Raw genomic sequence first — 20,686 nt, forward strand, 5'->3', positions numbered from 1 at the left:
GACACGAGAGGCAATACACAAATTATCTCATAGATACGTAATGTTGAGCACGTTTTTTCCGAATCGTGTCATGGGTTCTCAGAAGTAATTTCCGTAAGGTTAAGATGTGCCTCGCAAATTTCACACACATTGAAAATCAGACAGAATATAGTGAGATGCCTCGCCTCTACGTATAGCAGAGACGAGGCATCTCATTCTATTTAGCCCAACTCAGGCTAGAACCTCACTTATCGAGAGGAGATAACACTCTCTGAGAAGGGGTTCGGGTTACCGAAGCGGTGTGCGGTAATCGAAACGGCCTGTTCACGCAGGAAGGGGAGCATCTCGATACGACCAGCCTCGGTCACGGGGTGGAAGTACACAGCAACATCGGGACGACCACCCAAGGCCGTGTACACGGACTTGACGTCATCACCGATGTAACGGATACGAGTACCTTCAAGCGGAGTACCAGCCAGAGCGCGAACCGGAGTCTTAGCGTTAGAAGCCAAGTATGTGCGCCATGCTTCATCGGATTCGACCAGATACTTGATGCCTTTGTTTTCGAGAATACCGCGTACAGCGACCGGCAGATCCTTGCCCACAGACAGAGCCATCGGCGCACCCGCAGCCAAGCCAGCAAGAACCACACGAACAGCATCTGCCACAGAGGCGGATTCGTCAGCACGTACCAGAACCTGAGTGGGAACGTAACGCAGAATGTTACGTTCAACGCCAAGCTTCGAGGGATCGTAGCCGTAACCAAACTCACTCTCCCAAGCCTCAGCATCCGAGGATGCCGAACGGGTCAGGAAGGCGAAATCTTCTGCGGTGCACAAATCGGCATTATCTGCTGTTGCCAGAACTTCACGTACAGCAACTGACTGAGGAACAGCGGTTGCGGTAGCCTCGGTGCGTTCCCAGTCGGACAGTGCAATGAGATAGCTAGGACCGCCTGCCTTGGTACCAGAACCAACAGTGGATTTCTTCCAGCCACCGAAGGGCTGACGGCGGACGATAGCGCCGGTAATACCACGGTTCACATAGACGTTACCTGCCTGCACCTTGGAGAGCCAGAGCTCAAGCTCCTCTGCATCCAGCGAATGCAGACCAGCGGTGAGGCCGTAATCCGGTGCGTTCTGAAGCTCAATAGCTTCTTCCAAAGTATCCGCGGTCATGATGCCCAGGATCGGACCAAAATACTCGGTCATATGGTACTCAGATCCAGGCTTAACACCTTCACGAACACCGGGGCTCCATAGGCGACCGGTATCGTCAAGTTCCTTAGGCTGAATGAGCCAGCGCTCCCCCGGCCCTAGAGTAGTCAAACCACGCAGAAGCTTCTCTTCAGGCTTCTGTGCAACAGGCCCCATCTGAGCTTCAATATCCTGCGGATGTGCCACGTGCAGAGAGTTGACGGAGTCAAGAAGCTGACGACGGAAACGCTCGGACTGTGCGGCAGCGCCTACCAAAATGACGGTAGAACCTGCGGAGCACTTCTGACCTGCGTGTCCAAATGCCGAGTATACAACATCCTTGACAGCAAGATCGATGTCAGCGTTGGGGGTCACGATGATAGAGTTTTTACCAGAGGTCTCACCAAATAGCGGAAGATCATCGCGCCAGGAACGGAAGAGTTCTGCCGTCTCGTAACCACCGGTGAGGATCAGACGATCAACCTCGGGGTGAGAGATCAAAACCTTGCCAGCCTCACGGTCAACAACCTTGACGAGCTTCAGAACATCCTTGGGAACGCCTGCTTTCCACATGATCTCAGCAATCAGAGCACCAGTACGTGCAGTAATAGTTGCAGGCTTGAAGATAACAGCCGAACCTGCAGCCAGACCGGCAAGAACACCACCGGCGGGAATAGCCGTCGGGAAGTTCCACGGCGGAACAACCACAGTCAAATCAACCGACTGCACCTGAGCACCGTCAATCTTTTCTAAGTCTTCAGCAAGCATTGCGTAGTAGTAGGCAAAGTCGATAGCTTCAGAAACCTCGGTATCACCTTGATCCAGAGTCTTGCCAGCCTCAGCAGCCATAACTTCCAGAAGCTCGGCACGGTGCAGGGCGATTTCCTTACCAACGTTACGCAGTACAGCAGCACGCTCAGCGCCGGAGAGACGACCCCAAACCTTACCCGATGCTTCAGCATCAGCAACAAGCTGTTCAGCCTCAGCGACAGAAGTTAGCTCGTTTTCCTTCAAAGTAGCAATACCGATTTGAGTGGTCTTGGAACGCTCAAGGATTGCTCGGCCCCACTCACGGTTGCCAGACAGCGATGGGTCGGTATCGGGTGTGTTCTCAAAACGACCTGCGGGCACGAAGACGTTATCTGCGTTCTCAGTCTGACGGTTCTGATGGCGTTTGCCTTCCGGAACCTCATCAGTGACCGAGTTCAGTGAGCGCATAAAGCGGTCTTCTTCGCGCTTGAAGATTTCTTCGTCAGTTGCGAGATCAAAAATACCCGACATGAAGTTTTCGGAAGATGCGTTCTCTTCTAGGCGACGAATCAGGTATGCAATAGCAACGTCGAATTCCTTGGGGTTCACCACGGGCACATACAGAAGCAGGTGTCCCACACGACGGCGAATGATTTCTGCCTGCTGCTCGGCCATGCCGATCAGCATCTCGAACTCCACGCGATCCTTAACGCCACGGTCTTCAGCCAAAAGCAGAGCAAACGCAACGTCAAAGAGGTTGTGCCCGGCAACGCCTAGACGGATGTTCTTTGCGTGCTCGGGACGCAGTGCGTAATCAAGGATGCGCTTGTAGTTGGTGTCTGCAGCCTGCTTGGTGTCCCAGGTGGTAACAGGCCAACCATGCATAACACCTTCCACGATTTCCATGGAGAGGTTGGCGCCTTTAACCAGACGAACCTTGATGGAAGAACCGCCGTTAGCAACGCGCTCCGCTGCCCATGCCTGCAACCGCTGCATTGCGGCGAGAGTATCGGGCAGGTATGCCTGAAGCACGATGCCTGCTTCAAGATCCTTGAGATGAGGCTGATCCAGGATCTTGGTAAAGACCTCAATGGTCATATCGAGGTCTTTGTACTCTTCCATGTCCAGGTTAATGAACTTCTTGGGGGAAGAGGATGCGGCCAGCTCATACAGCGGAGTCAAACGTCGAACTGCTTCTTCGACAACTTCGTCAAATGCCCAGTGCTGATGAGGACCAGAGACAGCAGATACCTTAATAGAAACATAATCAACGTCGTCACGAGCGAGCAGACGCTTAGTCTCAGAGAGGCGATGCTCGGCTTCATTATCACCCAGCACTGCCTCACCCAGCAGGTTAACGTTCAAACGGTTACCACTCTTGGTAAGTTCTGCGATGGCATCTCCCAGTTTCTCTTCGGAAGCATCGACGATCAGGTGACCTACCATTTCGCGCAATACGCGACGCGCCACAGGAACGGTAGGCCACGACATCTTACCGGCCAGCTTGCCGCCGAAGCCAACGGCGGACTTCATGTACCACGGCAAGAAGGAAGGAGCTAGACCAGAAATACGAGATAGGTTACGACCCGAAACGTTGTCGTCCTCAGGGCGAATGACGCCATCGACAAATCCAACGGTAAAGGGCAGACCCTTTGGGTCTTTCAAAACACCAGCCAGTTGCTTGGCAGCATAAGTTGGCTTAATGGACTGAGACTCAGTCACCCATTGACGAACGAGTGCACGAGCGTCCTGAGCCAATTTCTGGTAATGCTCAGATGCGAAAGGATGCGTCATCCTTGACTCCTAACTAACTACGGTGTGCTATAAGCACACGAAGCGTATTGATGTCTCTATTTCACCACAAAAGGGTATTGAATACCTCATTAGAAAAACTGAATGTTTTTGCCAATAATATTTTAGAATATCTAAATATTTTTGGCGGCCACAAATCCCCACTAAGCCCCATGAAATAGGCGGAAGGGCCTGAGCGCACTACAAGCCAAACAACTACCATCCAACCCCACCTCATCCAACATTCAACAAGCACTTTAAATCTTAAAGATTTGCGGCCTTAAACCCGACTTGTTTGCAAACAAAATACAGTACTTAATGTTGGACAAAACGAACAGAGTTCATCTATTACAAGAGAATGACATCCCAAAATGTTTATGAAAACTTTATCGTTGCGTCCGTCGTTTCTGCGACACAGAAAGTACCTATTTCGATACCATGAAGAAAAGCTTAAGGTGGTTTAAGATACCGCATCAGGCAACCTAGTACTCCGCAAAATGAGGGGCAGCAAGACCTATGCGAACAGCGCATCCTTATTCCACTAAACCAACCACGACCGCGCTAATTTAAGGAGACTTTATGTCTGTATCTGATATCCGGCGTATGCAAATGCTTCTGGAGATTCACGAACGCGGCACCATTATCGCTGCTGCGGATGCTCTCAGCTTGACCCCATCTGCTGTGTCACAGCAAATTGCAAACCTCGAAAAAGATACAGGTACAGCATTATTACAACGTGTTGGGCGGCGCGTTCAGCTCACGAACGCCGGTCTTGTCATGGTCGATAGTGCTCGTACTATACTGCGCGAGATAGACCGCATGCAGACAGCAGTAGCAAACCTTGCAGGAGAACCAGCAGGAACCGTGCGCCTGGCGATCTTCCAATCCGCTTCCTTTGCACTTCTGCCCCGCGCTATCAAGTACCTCGAAGAACATGCACCACGTCTAATTCTGCACGTTCTACAGATCGACCCAGAGACGGGAACTTCACTCACTCGAAGCCGCGAGTACGACATGGTTCTTTCAGAGGCTTATCCGCACCACCCTATCCCCGAGTATCCAGACCTGCACTCTGAGCTTTTGGTAGAGGATCCCCTAAGTCTTATCGTTCCCGAAGATTCCAGCATCAAATCTCTCAAAGAAGCCAACGAATTGCCTTGGGTTCTTGAGATGGAGCAGAATACATCACGTCAGTGGGCTATCAATCAGTGCCGCACTGTAGGGTTCGAACCAGATATTCGGTACAGCGCAAATGATATGATCACTAATGCAAACCTGGTGCGTTCAGGCTGCGCAACCACTATAGTGCCTGGATTCGTACTCTCAAGCCTCTCTAACACAAAGGGTATTCGCACAGTAGATCTTCCGGGTAAGCCTTCACGCAAGATCTTTACCGCAGTCCGCACAGAGTCGGCGAAGAATCCGGCTCTAGTAATGGTTCGTGATGCACTTCAGCATGCCGTTAAAGAAGCATTCGGCTCATAACAAGAAACCTAAACACTTATTTCTCTATCACGGCTCGGGCGAGTTTTTCGTCGAGCACCAGGTCTGTAATAGCGCCCGTACGCAGCGCTCCTCTCAGCGCTGCCGCACGGTGCGTTCCGGAGGCTACGCATATACGACGAGGAATGCGGGAAAGCTCTTGAGGGCTGGGGCCGGATGCCCGACGGTTAATCTCAAGGTCATTCCAGCTTCCGTCCTCCCGCAGAAGCACCGTACAGATATCGCCGACGACTCCCTGCTCACGCAATAAGCGCTGTTCTGCCGCATCAAAGTACCCGCCAGAGTACACATGTGAGGGAATAGCCCCTCCGAAAGCGCCAATACCGAAAACTGCTACATCGACCCGGCTTTGTACCTGCAGTGTTGCCTGGATGCTCCGCTCGCGCCACATCGCAGCTTTGGTATCGGCAAAGTCAAAGAATGCGGGCACCGGAAAATGAATCATATAAGCATCGTAAGCGCTTACCATGCGTCCCAATAGCGTGCCTAAATATGGTATTCCAGAATGATGCGCATTCCCTGCCCCATTTAATTGCACCACGCTCACCCCCTCTAGTGGTCGTTTAGGCAGATGCCGCGAAACCTCTGTGAGAGTTGCACCCCAGGCCACCCCAATGCTTGTGCCGTTATCGACTAGCGAATCAAGAAGTTGCGCGGCAGAACGCGCAACCTGGCTCATCCTAGCGATTGGGGTAGCGTCCTGCTTGGTATTCACAAGAGTAACGCGAACTTTGTACCGCTCCCCCAACCGTTTTTCGAGCTCATGTCGGGTTCTATACGAGTCGTCGAGGCGAATTTGCACCATGCCTGTCTCGCGCGCATTTTTGAGTAAACGCGAGATAGTTGCGCGTGAAACTCCTAGGCGGGATGCAATAGTATCCATTGTGAGATTTTGGATGTAATACAGCTGCGCGACCTCATAGGTTTGGCTGAGTCGTTCGTTCATTCGTTCCTAACCTTAAGTGAAAATCCGTTCACTCCACTTGGTAATTATTTCACCACTAAGTTTTACTTGAGAGCAATACGTCCTCGGTTCGGCATGTAGTCCGGCCTCCATACTCACAAGAAGAAAGATACCTATGAGCTCTCAACAATTTGCGCAACTCTCGCACCTAACAACAGAATCCCGTGCACGTGCCCTAGCTAAGATGAGCAGCGGTACTGAACTTGATGTTCTTGTCATTGGCGGCGGTATTACCGGTGCCGGTATCGCCCTCGACGCGGCGACTCGCGGCCTGCGTACAGGGATTGTGGAAGCGGGAGACTGGGCAGCAGGTACCAGCGCCTGGTCCTCAAAACTTATTCACGGCGGTCTACGCTACCTCTACAACCTAGATTTCAAACTCGTAGCTGAGGCCCTCAAGGAACGCGGTCTGCTGCTCGAGAAAATTGCCCCTCACCTCGTGCACGCGCAGCCCTTTTTGTGGCCATTGAAGACTCCTGTTATTGAGCGCTCCTATTCCGCTATCGGCATTGGCATGTACGATACCCTCGCGTACATTGGTTCGCGCGGCAAAAAGGGAGTTCCTTCGCAGCGTCACTTCACGAAGAAGGGCACTAAAACGGTTTTCCCCGATATCAAAGATTCTGCATTTACCGGCGCTATTCAGTTCTATGATGCACGCGTAGATGATGCCCGCCTAGTCGTTGATGTTGTTCGCACCGCCAGCGGTTATGGTGCCCTGGCTGCTTCACGTACCCAGGTAGTAGGTATCGATAAAGACACCTCCGGCAAGGTGGTAGGTGCGCGGCTGGCCGATCTGGAAAGCGGGCAGGAGCTCACGGTCAAAGCGAAACACATTATTAATGCCACCGGAGTCTGGACCGAAGAGTCCGAATCTCTGGCAAACCCGAATGCCGGCCTTGAGGTACTCGCGTCTAAGGGTATTCACATTGTCGTGCCGCGTGATCGCATTCAGGCTACTAGTGGTATTTTCACAAAGACCGAAAAATCGGTACTTTTCATTATCCCGTGGCAGCGCTACTGGATTATTGGTACGACCGATACCCCGTATACCGAGGATCGCGAGCGTCCTGTGGCAACGCGTCAAGATATTGATTACGTGCTGGAGCAGGCGAACAAGCTGATTGCTGACCCGTTGACCCATGATGACATCATCGGTACCTATTCGGGGCTGCGTCCCCTCTTGCAGCCGAAGGTTAAGGGTGATGGTGCCCAGTCCACTAAGGTGTCTCGTGAGCATACTGTTACGGAGGTTGCCCCCGGTATGAGCGCTATTGCTGGCGGCAAGCTGACTACCTACCGCGTAATGGCGGCGGATGCGGTTGATTTTGCACTCGGTGATCGTGCACAGGAACGTCCATCGGTGACGGAGACGATCGCACTGGTGGGTGCTGATGGGTATCGCGCTATTGAGGCGGGCCGTGACCGTTACGCGCAACGCTATGGTTGGGATGAAGACCGTATTACCCATCTGCTGGAACGCTATGGCGCGCAGATTGAAGATCTTGGTGCGCTTATTGATGCTGATCCGGATCTTGGCAAACCTCTTAAACATGCACCGCAGTTCTTACGCGCCGATGTCGTGTTCGCTCTTCGCTACGAGGGTGTCCTGCACCTCGAGGATGTACTGGTTCGCCGCGTGCGTCTTGACCTTGAACAACGTGATCGCGGGTTGGCTGCGGCCCCTGAGATCCTTGAGATTATGCGATCCGAACTCAACTGGGATGATGCGAAGGTCGCGCGCGAACTTGCACTCTACACCGAACGGGTGAAAGCTATTCGCGAGGCAGAGTCCACTTCTACCGATGCTGAGGCGTCTGCCAAGATTGTGGCTGTAGACCCGGTGGCTCCCCGCAGGAAGCTCAACGTGCAGCACCACTAAAACTTGTGCGAAGCTCAGAGTTTCGCTCAATACTGCCGCAGGATACGGCATTTATAGTTGCCGTATCCTGCATGGTATGCCTGTTTGATTTAGTATTTTTCCAGCAGGCACACCACCCATAATTTTGGAATCCTACGATATGTTGTATTCCGTGAGATTCCTCTACCTCACAAACGCACCGTCATGGCGCATCCGCAATGGCACGACCGGGCTACCCGGTAACGTGCCCTAGTGCGGATATCTTGTACGGCGACGAAAGGAAAAATATGTCTCTCTTGGCTGCAACCATTCCTGTGCAGGCGGTAAGCCTGCTGGTGGGAGATAATGGTGTTGCTACCCATCTTGGGCTTTTTGCTTCTGAGCTCTTTGGAACGTTCATTTTGATTCTTCTGGGCGCTGGCGTGGTTGCCGGTGTCTCACTCCCCAAATCGTATGCGAAGGACGCCGGATGGGTTGTCATTACTTTCGCTTGGGGGTTTGCGGTTTTTGCGGCCGTTTATCTTTCCGGGCCTTCGGGTGCGCATCTTAACCCGGCGGTTACCCTTGGCTTAGCGGCGGCCGGTAAAGATTTGGCCAAGGGTGTTCCAGCAACTCCGGAAAACATTGCGATCTATATTGTGGCGCAGATTCTTGGGGCTTTCCTAGGTGCTGTTGCCGCGTTCTTGGCCTACAAGAAGCACTTTGATGAAGAGCCCGGTAATCGTCTGGGTATCTTTGCGACCGGTCCCGCGATCAAGTCTTATGGTTGGAACCTGGTGACGGAGATTCTGGGTACATTCGTACTTGTTGGCTGGGTTGTTGCCTCCGGACAGACTCCTTCCGGCTTGGGTCCACTGGCCGTGGCACTTATTGTAGTAGCTGTCGGCATGAGTCTAGGTGGACCTACCGGGTACGCTATTAACCCTGCGCGTGATCTTGGCCCTCGTATGGCCCATGCTGTTCTGCCTATTCGCGGTAAGGGCGGCTCGAATTGGGCATATTCTTGGGTTCCGATTCTGGGCCCCATCATCGGTGGCGTATTGGCTGGCTTGATCGTGCCTGCAGTCTTGGGATTTTAGAAACCACTACACGGTTTAAAGATATTTTGGTGAGTGGGCATCACCCATTATTCCTTGTTATGGCGCGGTCATGCGCCCCCCAACCATTTAAGTGAGGTTACTCATGACTACTTCCTTGCATTCGGCAACTTTGGATGTTGAACGTAAATACATTATGTCTATCGACCAAGGCACCACCAGTTCCCGAGCTATCCTTTTCGACAAGGCGGGCAAGATCGTTTCTGTGGGTCAGCTTGAGCACGAGCAGATTTTCCCCAAGGCAGGCTGGGTTGAGCACAACCCCGCTGAGATTTGGGATAACGTGCGTAAAGCCGTTGCAATGGCGATGGCAAACGGTGAAGTAAACCATCACGAGATTGCCGCAGTGGGCATCACCAATCAGCGTGAGACCACGGTGGTGTGGGATAAGAACACTGGTGAGCCGGTCTATAACGCAATTGTCTGGCAGGACACCCGCACCCAAGAAGTTGTTGATGAGCTCGCTGGCGATGACGGTGTGGGTAAGTACCATGACATTGTGGGTTTGAATCTCTCAACCTATTTTTCGGGGCCCAAGATTAAGTGGATTCTTGATAACATTCCCGGCGCTCGTGAGCGTGCCGAACGCGGTGATCTGCTTTTTGGCAACACCGACAGCTGGGTAGTGTGGAACCTGACCGGCGGTGTTGATGGCGGTGTACATGTAACCGACGTTACGAATGCATCCCGCACGTTGCTTATGAACATTCGTACTCTTGAGTGGGATCCGCAGATCGCTGCCGATATGGGCATTCCCATGAGTATGCTCCCCGAAATCAAGTCTTCATCTGAGGTCTACGGCTATGGTCGCCCCACCGGTCTGATGCGCGGCACACCCATTGCCGGTATTCTGGGCGATCAGCAGGCGGCAACTTTCGGGCAAGCTTGCTTTGAGAAGGGCATGGCGAAGAACACCTACGGCACCGGTAACTTCATGCTGATGAACACCGGAAATGAGCCCGTGTTCTCAGATAACGGCCTTCTGACGACCGTGGCGTACAAGATTGGTGACGCCGACCCCGTCTACGCGCTAGAGGGCTCGGTCGCGATGAGTGGTTCGCTGATTCAGTGGCTCCGCGATAACCTGGGCATGCTCACCAACGCCTCTGATTCCGAAGCACTAGCAACCTCGGTTGAGGATTCGGGTGGCTGCTATGTGGTTCCTGCATTCTCGGGCCTGTTTGCACCGCACTGGCGTTCCGATGCGCGTGGCGTGATTGTGGGCTTGACCCGCTACGTAAACAAGGCGCACATTGTGCGCGCGGCGCTGGAGGCAACCGCTTTCCAGACCCGCGAGGTGCTGGACGCGATGAACGCCGATTCCGGTGTGAAGCTTTCCGAGCTGCGTGTGGATGGCGGTATGACCGCGAACGAGTTCCTGATGCAGTTCCAGGCGGATATTCTTGGGGTTCCGGTGATCCGCCCGAAGGTTATTGAGACTACTGCGTTGGGTGCCGCCTACGCAGCCGGTATTGCGGTCGGTTTCTGGGACGGCGAGAAAGACGTTGTCGAAAACTGGGCTGAGGATAAGCGGTGGCTGCCTGCCATGGAGCAGTCCGAGGTAGACCGCCAGTACCGCCTCTGGAAGAAGGCCGTGGCACGTACCCTCGACTGGGTGGATGAGGACGTGCCGACTTCCTAAGAATTTTCTTCGTACATAAAGCCCGCACTCTTTTGCGTAAAACGCACAGCACCGCTGTTCGAGATATACAAAAGAGTGCGGGCTTTAATTTTTACTGTATCCCGTACATTTCACCGTATATCGTACGCTTCTACCCTACGAAATTGCAGGAAAATGTACGGGGTAATTACAGCACGTGTCTATATCAGGTATGAGAACAACCCTAGTTACCAGCAATAGCAGGCCAATAGGTTTGCCAGCCTCCAGCAGCTCGGGCCGCTTTACCTGCTTGGACGATTAGCCCATGCAGCAGCCCGTACTCTTCAACACTCAATGCTTCAGAACGAATGCGTTCATCACACGCTTTACGTGCTTGCGCATAGGTGGTGTAATCTCCCCATCCAGCCGCTGCGAGAAGCCTGCGCGCATAAGCATCGTAAATAAACACGCCTCGGTGGTAGGCATACAGCAAAATATCGTCAGCGGTTTCCTCGCCTACGCCCTTCACCCCAAGCAGCGATACTCTCAACTGTGTATCACTCATAGATTCAGCAAGGGTATCGGTAGTGAGGAACCAATCGGTGATGGTTTGCAGATAGACGGTTTTAGTGCGCCAATATCCTGAGGGGCGGATCGCTTCTTGTACCACAGCCGAATCAGCCGCAGCGAGTGTTTCAGGATTGAGAAGGTCAAGGGTACGCAAGTTTGCCAATGCGGTTTCGGTGTTCGTCCACGTGGTGTTTTGCACCAATACTGCGCCTGCCAAGATCTCGAATTTTGTTTCGGCTGGCCACCACACGCCCGCATCAGGAATCGCGCGCTGGAGCACCGTCATCATCTGGCGCATCGATTCCATAACAGCCCCTTCCAATAGATTTTCGCGTCATCGCACAGTGCACCTGAAATCTTGACAGAGTTCAATTTCAGCACCTTCACACTTGATATGGATTGAAAACCGGCAATCTCTATTCGGAATCTGAGCTCTCTCTTCTTACAGCGTTGGCAGACTACGCCGTCGAGTAGTTGGGCGGCCCAAGACAAGATAAATGCTATTCGAGTTTTAAGAGACAACTCTAGCCATCCAAGTACGAAGCATAGGAATTTCGTTCGGGGCAACGGTCGCGATAATGCGTTCACAATCTGCGCTGGTTAAAGCTAAATAATCTTCTGGGACATGATATGCATCTCTGAGTTCTCCTGCATACACACCTGGGAAACCACCGCCCATCAGAAAAGGTGGCCCATTATCACCAATAAGCACGTGATCAGGATCAGTGTCTAACATGGTCAACGCACGGTCATAGAACTCATACCCACCAATAACAACGGTCTCTTGGCTGGTCTCAAACTGTATATCTATATAATAAACCGGGGCAAAAAATAGCCGCTTGTGTTTACGAGCATGAGGACTGATGCTCACGCGCACTGTGGAAAGCCGAAGAACCGGCACGCTCTGAGAATAGTCTCTGGCTTCCTGCTCGCTAGAAAAACGTATGGGCATCTACGCACTCCCTTCAGCACTGCGCATGTCTAGGGTATCAAACCTATCGAAAAAGCAGTCAGCGTCTCAGATGATTAGGTGATACGCCTAGAAGGATAGAAATATCCCGTACACTTCCTGCATCTTCGTAGGGTAAAAGCGTACGATATGCAGGAAAGTGTACGGGATACGAGTCTATCATCGCAGGATTCGCAGGGTTAACTAGAGATGCCCTCAGGTTCTTCAAGCATCTCTGCACGTAGTTTTGCATCACGTTTACGCACGCGACGAGCATTGTATTTATGCCCTACGGGGTAGAAAAAATAAAGTCCCACAAGAATAAAGAGAGAAATCATCATAATACTCGTGAATATTCCAGAGAAAACTCCGGCGCTCCCCTTTTCTGCAATATCTTTTGAAATATTGTTCATGACCGATCCTGGCAGAGTCATTCCGCACAGAACGTAAAGACAAAATTGCCACCATTGGTAACGCACAAAATTTCTACGGAGAGCATAGGTAACAGCGGATTGTAATTCGGTATATCGCATTCTGAGGTTTTGCGGTGCCCGCTGAATATCCTGAATGCGCCTTAGTGCCTTGGACGCTTCAAGAGCGGCTTCGTAGGAAACGAAAACCGGCTTACCTTCAAACTCGATTGCGTGCGCCTCAGCAGCGCGCAAAAACAGGCTGGTCTGCGCATCAGTCAGAGAGGAATCGTCCTGTCCCTGCCGTCGCTTATGCGCGCTAACCGTCATGTTCTCAGCGGTATCGAATAACTTTGCGCGAGCCGATACATAGTTAGGTTCTAAGGGGTTCAACTCAATGAGTTCCCCATACCGATCGATCGCAGTTGCAATATGTCCCAGATCGACGGCAATAGCTGCTTCAAGTTCTAGAGCTTCCTCGTAGGTTACGGGAAACCCGGAATTGTATGCCAATCGTCGACGTGCTTGGATAACATTAAAATATGCGGTATTAAGTTCCCCTCTATACCGTTGAGCGCAAGCTAGTCCATATAAACCTACCGGGTCTTCAGGTGCTAAAACGTTGAGTTTTTGCGCAGCGAAATAAAGATTTATGTCATCACTATCATCAAGATAGTCAAGAACTAAATTACGCCAGTAATCTAGGTTTGGCACCGAATGTACGGTATGCGCGCCCACAGTTTTTTGCGGGTAAGTCAAGGAAGTCATCTTTGGGTCCCGAATATATGAGTGAAAGAGTGAGTGTGTAAGTTTTATTTTACCCAAAATAACTAAAAAAATTTAAAAATAACTATGTATTTTATATCATAATTTTATATAATAATATGCAATGTAAAGTTTTTCTACGTCATGTTTTCGCGGCAGAGTTTATGATTAAGGAAGTAAAAACGCAAAGGAGCTGTCATGAGCGAGAAGAAACCTAAAGCACCACAAGAGCCCATTAACAACACAGCAAAGCGCTGGCACAGCCTCATCGACAGCCCAGTAGGACGCCTTTATCTTGCAGCAAGCGCCAAAGCTCTTACCGGGCTTTGGTATGAAGAACAGACACATTTTCCTATACCAGACGAGCTCGGTGAGTTTATTCCAGACCCCTCGGCAATCGCTGCAAACAGCGAACCAGCGCCTGCAGCGAGCATCCTTAAGCACACCACTCGCGAACTGCAAGAGTATTTCGCCAGCAAACGTACAACCTTCACAATTCCTTTAGCGCCTGAAGGAACAGATTTTCAGCTCATGGTATGGAAATATTTATGTTCAGTCCCCTACGGATACACCACAACCTACGGAACCATCTCACATGCCGTGGGACCAGGCGCACCCGCGCAGGCGGTCGGACAAGCTGTTGGGCACAATAAAATTTCAATCATCATCCCTTGCCATCGCGTTTTGGGGTCCAATGGCAAGCTCACCGGCTACGCAGGCGGGCTCGACCGCAAACAGTTCCTTCTCGACCTCGAAGAACCTGCAGAAATTCGCGAGGGTCGACTCTTTTAGACCCTCAACCATTTTATCGAAATAATATTCTATAGTTGCCTTCCAAGTGAATCTCTATGTACTATACTAGTACATATTTACGATATTAGGAGGTAGCCATGGCGTCAGATAATTCTGCGAACGCTATCGCTTCTGGAAAAGTCGAAACGAGTGCAGACCGAAAATATCCTGCTTGGGTACGTCATGATCTTGAACGCGACTACTACGATAAGGAGTGGGGCATACCTATCACCCATGAAACCGGGATGCTTGAACGGGTGTGCCTCGAAGGATTCCAGGCCGGGCTTTCGTGGTATACAGTCTTAGTCAAAAGGCCAGTGTTTCGAGAAGTCTTTGCCGATTTTGTTCCTGAAAAACTTGCAGCCTTTACAGACGATGATGTCGAACGGCTACTCCACGATAAACGTATTATTCGGAACAACCTCAAGATTCGCGCCACGGTCTCAAACGCACGACTAACTCTTAACCTACGCGAGCGTGCAGCTGCTGGAGACGAGTCATTAGCGGGATTTTACCTTCCGAATGGGTTATGGGTTGAACCTGGTTTACCTGCTTTTATCTGGTCTTTCCTTCCCGAAAGCACTATTACTCCGAAAACTCTTGAGGAGGTTCCTACGCAAAATGATGTCTCTGCAGCCATGTCGAAAGCATTCAAGAAGCTCGGAGGCAAATTTCTAGGTCCAACTAGCTGTTATGCTTTAATGTGTGCCATTGGTATGGTGGATGCGCACCTAGTAGACTCACACCGGCGTGGGTCATCAGGCTTATTTACTCCCGAGGGAGAATTGCATCGGGGCTCATAGGTACAAAGGTTTTTGTTAAAACGAAAAAGGTTCCTGCCCCGCCTACTGAAAGGCGAAAGCAGAAACCTCTACTGTGTGGCTAGTTGGGTCTTGTTTTTTAAAGCCCTGCGTTATGACACCATCGTGAAAAGCAGTACGAGAGATAGGATTGGCGGTACACACTGAATCAGCGCGGGTTTACGCTTATCCGGTGAGGTCGCGAAGAGATAAATTCCCGCGACGGCCATCGAACCTAGACCGGCAAACATGAGGGCGATGCCAACTTGAGGCAGACCACCAACCCAGAACGCTAACAGGCCGGTTGCTGCAATCCAGGCCAGCATGAGATTGTAGAGCCCTTGATTTGCAGCCATTTCTTTGGAGGCTTCGGCAAATTCTTCCGTAGTACCGAAGGTATTCCGACCCCGAGGTTTAGTCCACAGGAAAGTCTCAAGAATCCAGATATACACGTGAATAGCGATGGACACGAATGCGAAGACCGTGACGACGCTTGCCAAGGTAGACATTGCTATTTCCTCTTTCTCGAAGGTAGTCGGTAAATCAAGCACCAATTCTACTATCTCATCGTCATAATCCGTAAGACAGCCAAGGCTCAAGGATAAACAAGAGGAACCTCCTCCCACCTACATACAGAATACGCCAGCTCATACCTCGTTCGAGACACAAGACTGGCGCATTCGGGGGGGGGTATGTGCTAGTGGACGACGAGCGACAGCAGGTATACCCACACGCAGGTCAGCACCAGCAAAATAGCACTGTACTTGATCGCCATTGAGGTGATCTTCGACTCCTGCCCAGAGCTTTCCACAGCTGCGGCCGCAATAGCGATAGACTGCGGCGAGACGATCTTCGCCATCACACCACCAGAGGTGTTGGCAGCCACCAACAGAGTGGGGTTCACGCCAATCTGGTGTGCGGTGGTTGATTGCAGACCGGCGAAGAGGATGTTGTTGTTCACCACGGAGCCGGTCACGAACACACCAATCCAGCCAATAATGGGTGATAGGAGCGGGAACACGGCACCTGCGGCCGCCACCGCCAGCGCGATGGAAGAGATCATTCCGGCGTAGTTCATCACATTCGCTAAGGACATGACCAAGCAAATCATAATGATGGGAGTTTGCAGCTGTTTCCAGGTGCCGCCGAGTTCTTCGAACGCGGCCTTCCAACTAATCTTGGAGAACAGCACGGTCACCAGTACCGCCACCAGAATCGCGGTGCCGGATGCCCCCAAAATGTTCCAGGTAAACACAGCCTTCACTGGGGTGGGTTCATGAACGATAGGGGCTGCCTGCGCTATTGCCTTGTGCACACCGGGAATATTAACAGGGATATTGGTGAATCCTAGCAGCCCGTCGCTCTCCCCCGGTTTGGTGGCTTTAACAAATACCGGCTTGAGGACGGTGGACCAGAGCAGAATTGCGACGGACAGGTAGATGAATGGGCTCCAAGCCTTGAATATTTCACCGGAGGTATGCTTGGTCTCGCCTTGTGCTTGCACTTCCTCCAGGGAGGGAGCGGTAGGCTCACGGAAAATATGCTTGGGTTGCCATGCGCGCATGATGAGAGCCAAAACGATCAATGATAGAAGCGGCGGAATAATATCAACCAGCTCAGGGTTTCCCAAGGTCAGTAGCAGAAGGGATTGTCCGCCAGAGTAAACGGCACCAACGATCAGAGCCACCAAGCCAGTTTCGCGTAACCCGCGTATCCCGTCTTGGATAACGACCATGAGCACTGGGATAAGCATCGCAAAAATCTGCAACACAGGAACCATATTTGCCGATAATTCGGCCAGAGGAATACTGCCTTTCTCGGCGCCGGTGCTGACCGGAATACCGATAGCACCGTATGCACCGGAAGAAACGTTAGCAACCAGTGCGAACATTGCGGCCTTGAGCGGGTTAAACCCGAGGCTGACCAGCAAAGCCGCACAAATTGCGATCGGAATACCGAACCCTGCCGCGCCTTCGAGAAATCCACCGAAACAGAATGCGATCAGCAGCATCTGGATACGCTGGTCAGTGGAGATGGCCGAGATAGAGGAGCGAACAATGTCGAAGTGACCGGAACGCACTGTAATGCGGTATAGCCACACCGCCATGAGCACGATCCAGCCGATAGGCCATAGACCAGCCAAGAAACCATAAAGGATTGAGCCCGCTCCAGCGCCTACTGGCAGCCCAAATACGAAGATTCCGATACCGAGTGCGAGTGCGAGAGAAATAATCGCCGCTTTGATACCGCTGAGTTTGAGAATGGTTAGTCCAAGGAGGAAGAAGACAATGGGGATTACCGCTACTAGTGCTGAGAGCATAGTGGAATTGAGCGGGTCATATACCTGCTGCCACATGGTTTTTCCTTTCCGCGACATACGCGGTTCTTAGTGGTCACTGCATACCGCTAATGTGGATTAACGTGGGTTCATGAACTTTTACCCAAGATCCACGGTTGCGATTCTGTGGTTTTTGGCTACGAAAGCCAGTGTGTGCGGATGTTGCTTCCACACTGCGCTACCAGTACCTCTTTGTAGTGTCAAGGAATTTACCTTGGCAGACCAGCTGTAGACACCTCATCCACTCCAAAATATACCACTATCGACAGAATAATTCGCAAGTATTCCCACTCAAAGACAGGAACATCATAGTTGTACTTTCACCTAAAGCGTATTCTTGCCTAGTGAAAGCCATAATACGCAAAGCATACGAATCGAGACAAAACGATATTGATTCGCGAAATAATCTATCCAAGAAGGAGCTTGCAGCGACATCGCCCTCACAGATCTAAAGAATGTTCAGATGCGGTAAAAAATACGAGAGTAGCAGCTCAATAACCAAGACGGGGATTACCCATACCACGGCAGAGCTTAACAAAAAACGGCGTTGTAGACAGAAAACAGCGATATACGATAAACCCAATAATAAAAACGCTCCAATCGATAGTTTTACCGATTAGAGCGTCTTCTGCGTCGGGTTGACAGGATTTGAACCTGCGACCCCTTGACCCCCAGTCAAGTGCGCTACCAAGCTGCGCCACAACCCGATGTATATCACACTATTATGTACCGTGTTTCCAGGAAATCCCTGCGAACACTCGAATAACTATACCCCAGGTTCTCACCCCGTGCAACTTAGAAAACGCGAAAATACTGGATTTTTCGCTGCCGCTCAATATATATTCCACGCAGACGACTAAGGGAACTTTGAGAACATAGCGTCTCTTCAGAATGGTTGGATTACTGCCAAAGCCCTGCTTGCATATGGGCTACTGCGATGACAGTGTTAAAACACACTGACTCTTCACAGACGCTACAGATTTTTAGAGAGGGCATCATGAAAAACCTCATTATTTTCGATCATCCCTACACTGCCGAGGCTTGGCGTAATATCCCCCATCAGCGGTCTTTTTGCGCTGCCCTATGCAAGAATATAACCAATAAACTTGAGGCACGCGGCGACGAGGTCGATCTTCTTGATCTACATGCCGATGGTTTCGACCCGGTCATGCGAGCAGAAGACCTTGCTAACTGGCGTCGTGGTAGTCCCATCACTAACCAGATAGCGGACTATCAGGCGCGTGTAAAATCCGCAGATCGCTTGATCTTTATCTTCCCTATCTGGTGGGATTCTATGCCCGCCATGACCAAGGGCTTTATCGATAAAGTCTACGCCAAAGATCTGCTGTACACACAGCCTAGCGAATACCGGCTTGTCACTACGCTGAATCACGATACCGAAATCGTTCTTGTAACCCCGCTCGGTATGCCCTTGCCCATATACAAATACATCATGCGAGCGTCCGCCGTCAGAATTTTCAAACAGAGTATTTTCCGGAAGACCGGGATCAAAAATTTCCGCTGGCTTCCTTATGCGCGGGTAGACAAAATGACGGCTGAGCAACGCGCCCAGTTACTCGCAAACGTACCGTTTTAGATGAGCGCGACGAATTAGCCAAGGGAAGCATAAGCACCCCACCAAAGATACAAAGGGTGGGGTAGTTATGCTCGTTCACGTTTGGGTAGCACGTTAGCGTTTGCGTGAGCCCTTGCCGCCCTTTTTCGCTCTGCTTCCCTGACGGTCCCCGGGAGAGCGGCGTTCGCGTACGCGCATCGAAATTTCGATCGGCGTACCTGTGAACTCAAAGGTTTCACGCAGGCGGCGCGTGATAAAACGCCGATACCCCGGGTCTAAGAACCCGGTTGTAAAGAGCACAAACTTCGGCGGGCGTGAAGACACCTGTGTACCGAATAGGATGCGAGGCTGCTTACCACCACGCAGCGGATGGGGATGGGCCGCCGCCAATTCGCCTAAGAAAGCGTTCAGTCGCCCGGTTGGAATACGCGAATCCCAGGATTCCAGCGAGCGTTCCAGGGCGGGAACCAGCTTATCTTTATGCCAGCCGGTTTTTGCCGAGATATTCACGCGCGGAGCCCATTTCACATGTGCCAGGTCGCGGTCAATTTCGCGTTCGAGCATATCGCGGCGTTCCTCATCGAGGGTATCCCATTTGTTGAAAGCCAGCACCATGGCGCGACCGGAGTCGATCGTGGTCTGAATGATGCGCACATCCTGCTCGCTCAGCGGTTCGGAAACATCCAGAAGTACGACTGCGACTTCGGAGCGTTCCAGGGCTGTCTGAGTGCGGAGTGAGGAATAAAATTCGGCGCCTTTCGCCATATGCTGGCGACGGCGAATGCCCGCCGTATCGATGAATCGCCACGGGTAGCCGCCCAACTCAATAACCTCATCAATAGGATCGCGTGTAGTACCCGCGAGATCGTTCACGACGGCGCGTTCGGAACCCGCTAATTTGTTCAACAGCGAGGATTTGCCAACATTGGGGCGACCGATAAGTGCCACACGGCGCGGTCCGCCCGGTGCCTCCGGCTGCGCGTACTGGGAGTGCTCGGGCATAACCTCTAGAAGCTCGTCGAGGGCATCCGCCAGGCCACGACCGTGCAAACCCGAAACAGGGAAGGGCTGTCCCATGCCCAGCGACCACAGGCTGTAAATTTCCGGTTCCAAGTGGGAATCGTCGATCTTATTTGCCATCAGAATGATAGGCTTCTTGACACGGCGAAGCATACGCACGATCTGTTCATCTGAGGCGGTAATTCCCACACGCGCATCCACAACGAGGATGACAACATCGGCCTGCTCAACCGCAATCTCTGCCTGATCCGCTACCTGCGCATCAATACCGCGTGCGTCAGACTCCCAGCCGCCAGTATCGACGAGGGTAAAGCGTTTGCCCACCCATTCAGCCTTATAGGAGACGCGGTCGCGAGTCACGCCCGGCTTATCTTCTACCACGGCTTCCCGACGCCCCAGAATGCGGTTAATAATGGTGGATTTTCCCACGTTGGGGCGCCCCACGATAGCTACTACAGGATCGGCGAATTGTTCGTCTTCTTCGTCAAAGTCGAAACCCCAAGCGCCAAGAAGGGCACGGTCTTCTTCATCAAGGTCATAGTCGTCGAGTCCTTCCAGAAGAGCCTGCGCACGCGCTTCTGCGGTTTCGTCGTCAATATCGGCTAAACGTTCGGTGAGGTCATCTTCTCCGCCGCCTAGGTATTTGTCTTCGTAGTCATCGCGGGTAGCGTCGTTCTCAGCCATGCGCCGTCCTTTCTTCTGCGCGAACGCCAGCTTAAGGCTTG

15 protein-coding genes and 1 tRNA gene are annotated in these 20,686 nt (G+C 51.8%); 7 read left to right on the forward strand and 9 right to left on the reverse strand.

What is annotated here, in order from left to right; translation table 11 throughout:
• Positions 1-227: 227 nt before the first annotated feature.
• A complete protein-coding gene (locus HMPREF2609_RS08905) occupies positions 228-3,719 on the reverse strand; it encodes a bifunctional proline dehydrogenase/L-glutamate gamma-semialdehyde dehydrogenase (protein ID WP_070536456.1) in 3,492 nt (1,163 codons plus the stop codon).
• A 576-nt stretch (positions 3,720-4,295) separates the two neighbouring features.
• Between HMPREF2609_RS08905 and HMPREF2609_RS08910 the strand changes: the two genes are divergently transcribed.
• Positions 4,296-5,201, forward strand: coding sequence for a LysR family transcriptional regulator (locus tag HMPREF2609_RS08910; protein WP_048754844.1), 906 nt, complete (start codon positions 4,296-4,298; stop codon positions 5,199-5,201).
• A 16-nt stretch (positions 5,202-5,217) separates the two neighbouring features.
• Here the strand turns inward: HMPREF2609_RS08910 and HMPREF2609_RS08915 are convergent, their stop codons facing one another.
• Positions 5,218-6,165: a sugar-binding transcriptional regulator gene (locus tag HMPREF2609_RS08915; protein ID WP_004004364.1), complete on the reverse strand. Its 948-nt coding sequence runs from the start codon at positions 6,163-6,165 to the stop codon at positions 5,218-5,220.
• Positions 6,166-6,298: 133 nt separating this feature from the next.
• On the opposite strand from HMPREF2609_RS08915, the gene HMPREF2609_RS08920 reads away from it, so the two are divergent.
• The 3 genes from HMPREF2609_RS08920 (at position 6,299) to glpK (ending at position 10,783) form a co-directional block, all read left to right on the forward strand.
• The gene (locus HMPREF2609_RS08920) at positions 6,299-8,065 is read left to right on the forward strand and encodes a glycerol-3-phosphate dehydrogenase/oxidase (RefSeq protein WP_070536458.1); all 1,767 of its coding nucleotides are present in this window, start codon (positions 6,299-6,301) and stop codon (positions 8,063-8,065) included.
• 266 nt (positions 8,066-8,331) lie between these two features.
• A complete protein-coding gene (locus HMPREF2609_RS08925) occupies positions 8,332-9,123 on the forward strand; it encodes an MIP/aquaporin family protein (RefSeq protein ID WP_037230801.1) in 792 nt (263 codons plus the stop codon).
• A 103-nt stretch (positions 9,124-9,226) separates the two neighbouring features.
• Positions 9,227-10,783, forward strand: a complete 1,557-nt coding sequence (glpK, locus tag HMPREF2609_RS08930; RefSeq protein ID WP_070536460.1) for a glycerol kinase GlpK — start codon at positions 9,227-9,229, stop codon at positions 10,781-10,783.
• Positions 10,784-10,985: 202 nt separating this feature from the next.
• On the opposite strand, the gene HMPREF2609_RS08935 is transcribed toward glpK, so the two are convergent.
• The 3 genes from HMPREF2609_RS08935 to HMPREF2609_RS08945 form a co-directional block, all read right to left on the reverse strand.
• A complete protein-coding gene (locus HMPREF2609_RS08935) occupies positions 10,986-11,618 on the reverse strand; it encodes an endonuclease III domain-containing protein (RefSeq protein WP_070536462.1) in 633 nt (210 codons plus the stop codon).
• 204 nt (positions 11,619-11,822) lie between these two features.
• On the reverse strand, positions 11,823-12,263 hold the full coding sequence (locus tag HMPREF2609_RS08940) for a hypothetical protein (RefSeq protein ID WP_070536464.1): 441 nt from the start codon (positions 12,261-12,263) through the stop codon (positions 11,823-11,825).
• A 197-nt stretch (positions 12,264-12,460) separates the two neighbouring features.
• Positions 12,461-13,438, reverse strand: a complete 978-nt coding sequence (locus HMPREF2609_RS08945; protein WP_070536466.1) for a tetratricopeptide repeat protein — start codon at positions 13,436-13,438, stop codon at positions 12,461-12,463.
• A 195-nt stretch (positions 13,439-13,633) separates the two neighbouring features.
• Here HMPREF2609_RS08945 and HMPREF2609_RS08950 point away from each other — a divergent pair, with 195 nt between their 5' ends.
• Together HMPREF2609_RS08950 and HMPREF2609_RS08955 are read left to right on the forward strand one after the other, a co-directional pair.
• Positions 13,634-14,227: a methylated-DNA--[protein]-cysteine S-methyltransferase gene (locus HMPREF2609_RS08950; protein ID WP_070536468.1), complete on the forward strand. Its 594-nt coding sequence runs from the start codon at positions 13,634-13,636 to the stop codon at positions 14,225-14,227.
• Between the two features lie 98 nt (positions 14,228-14,325).
• Complete coding sequence (locus tag HMPREF2609_RS08955) at positions 14,326-15,030, forward strand: DNA-3-methyladenine glycosylase I (RefSeq protein ID WP_004004356.1); 705 nt, start codon at positions 14,326-14,328, stop codon at positions 15,028-15,030.
• Between the two features lie 110 nt (positions 15,031-15,140).
• On the opposite strand, the gene HMPREF2609_RS08960 is transcribed toward HMPREF2609_RS08955, so the two are convergent.
• The 3 genes from HMPREF2609_RS08960 to HMPREF2609_RS08970 all read right to left on the reverse strand — a co-directional run bounded on the left by HMPREF2609_RS08960 (position 15,141) and on the right by HMPREF2609_RS08970 (position 18,072).
• Positions 15,141-15,536 carry a DUF1304 domain-containing protein gene (locus tag HMPREF2609_RS08960; RefSeq protein WP_013398811.1) on the reverse strand — a complete coding sequence of 132 codons (396 nt, stop codon included), beginning with the start codon at positions 15,534-15,536 and terminating at the stop codon, positions 15,141-15,143.
• Positions 15,537-15,724: 188 nt separating this feature from the next.
• Complete coding sequence (locus HMPREF2609_RS08965; RefSeq protein ID WP_070536470.1) at positions 15,725-17,383, reverse strand: L-lactate permease; 1,659 nt, start codon at positions 17,381-17,383, stop codon at positions 15,725-15,727.
• Between the two features lie 615 nt (positions 17,384-17,998).
• Positions 17,999-18,072 (reverse strand) — tRNA-Pro (locus tag HMPREF2609_RS08970).
• 290 nt (positions 18,073-18,362) lie between these two features.
• Between HMPREF2609_RS08970 and HMPREF2609_RS08975 the strand changes: the two genes are divergently transcribed.
• Positions 18,363-18,962, forward strand: a complete 600-nt coding sequence (locus tag HMPREF2609_RS08975) for an NAD(P)H-dependent oxidoreductase (RefSeq protein ID WP_070536472.1) — start codon at positions 18,363-18,365, stop codon at positions 18,960-18,962.
• Between the two features lie 93 nt (positions 18,963-19,055).
• Here the strand turns inward: HMPREF2609_RS08975 and der are convergent, their stop codons facing one another.
• Positions 19,056-20,645 carry a ribosome biogenesis GTPase Der gene (der, locus tag HMPREF2609_RS08980; RefSeq protein ID WP_070536474.1) on the reverse strand — a complete coding sequence of 530 codons (1,590 nt, stop codon included), beginning with the start codon at positions 20,643-20,645 and terminating at the stop codon, positions 19,056-19,058.
• Positions 20,646-20,686 lie beyond the last annotated feature (41 nt).

It is taken from the genome of Rothia sp. HMSC058E10 (assembly GCF_001809415.1).
GTDB classification, from domain to species: domain Bacteria; phylum Actinomycetota; class Actinomycetes; order Actinomycetales; family Micrococcaceae; genus Rothia; species Rothia dentocariosa.

What these genes read in the sequence shown, in the direction of transcription:
- HMPREF2609_RS08905 (WP_070536456.1), bottom strand. Translation starts at nt 3,719, where the DNA reads ATGACGCATCCTTTCGCATCTGAGCATTACCAGAAATTGGCTCAGGAC.
- HMPREF2609_RS08910 (WP_048754844.1), top strand. Translation starts at nt 4,296, where the DNA reads ATGTCTGTATCTGATATCCGGCGTATGCAAATGCTTCTGGAGATTCAC.
- HMPREF2609_RS08915 (WP_004004364.1), bottom strand. Translation starts at nt 6,165, where the DNA reads ATGAACGAACGACTCAGCCAAACCTATGAGGTCGCGCAGCTGTATTAC.
- HMPREF2609_RS08920 (WP_070536458.1), top strand. Translation starts at nt 6,299, where the DNA reads ATGAGCTCTCAACAATTTGCGCAACTCTCGCACCTAACAACAGAATCC.
- HMPREF2609_RS08925 (WP_037230801.1), top strand. Translation starts at nt 8,332, where the DNA reads ATGTCTCTCTTGGCTGCAACCATTCCTGTGCAGGCGGTAAGCCTGCTG.
- glpK (WP_070536460.1), top strand. Translation starts at nt 9,227, where the DNA reads ATGACTACTTCCTTGCATTCGGCAACTTTGGATGTTGAACGTAAATAC.
- HMPREF2609_RS08935 (WP_070536462.1), bottom strand. Translation starts at nt 11,618, where the DNA reads ATGGAATCGATGCGCCAGATGATGACGGTGCTCCAGCGCGCGATTCCT.
- HMPREF2609_RS08940 (WP_070536464.1), bottom strand. Translation starts at nt 12,263, where the DNA reads ATGCCCATACGTTTTTCTAGCGAGCAGGAAGCCAGAGACTATTCTCAG.
- HMPREF2609_RS08945 (WP_070536466.1), bottom strand. Translation starts at nt 13,438, where the DNA reads ATGACTTCCTTGACTTACCCGCAAAAAACTGTGGGCGCGCATACCGTA.
- HMPREF2609_RS08950 (WP_070536468.1), top strand. Translation starts at nt 13,634, where the DNA reads ATGAGCGAGAAGAAACCTAAAGCACCACAAGAGCCCATTAACAACACA.
- HMPREF2609_RS08955 (WP_004004356.1), top strand. Translation starts at nt 14,326, where the DNA reads ATGGCGTCAGATAATTCTGCGAACGCTATCGCTTCTGGAAAAGTCGAA.
- HMPREF2609_RS08960 (WP_013398811.1), bottom strand. Translation starts at nt 15,536, where the DNA reads ATGTCTACCTTGGCAAGCGTCGTCACGGTCTTCGCATTCGTGTCCATC.
- HMPREF2609_RS08965 (WP_070536470.1), bottom strand. Translation starts at nt 17,383, where the DNA reads ATGTGGCAGCAGGTATATGACCCGCTCAATTCCACTATGCTCTCAGCA.
- HMPREF2609_RS08975 (WP_070536472.1), top strand. Translation starts at nt 18,363, where the DNA reads ATGAAAAACCTCATTATTTTCGATCATCCCTACACTGCCGAGGCTTGG.
- der (WP_070536474.1), bottom strand. Translation starts at nt 20,645, where the DNA reads ATGGCTGAGAACGACGCTACCCGCGATGACTACGAAGACAAATACCTA.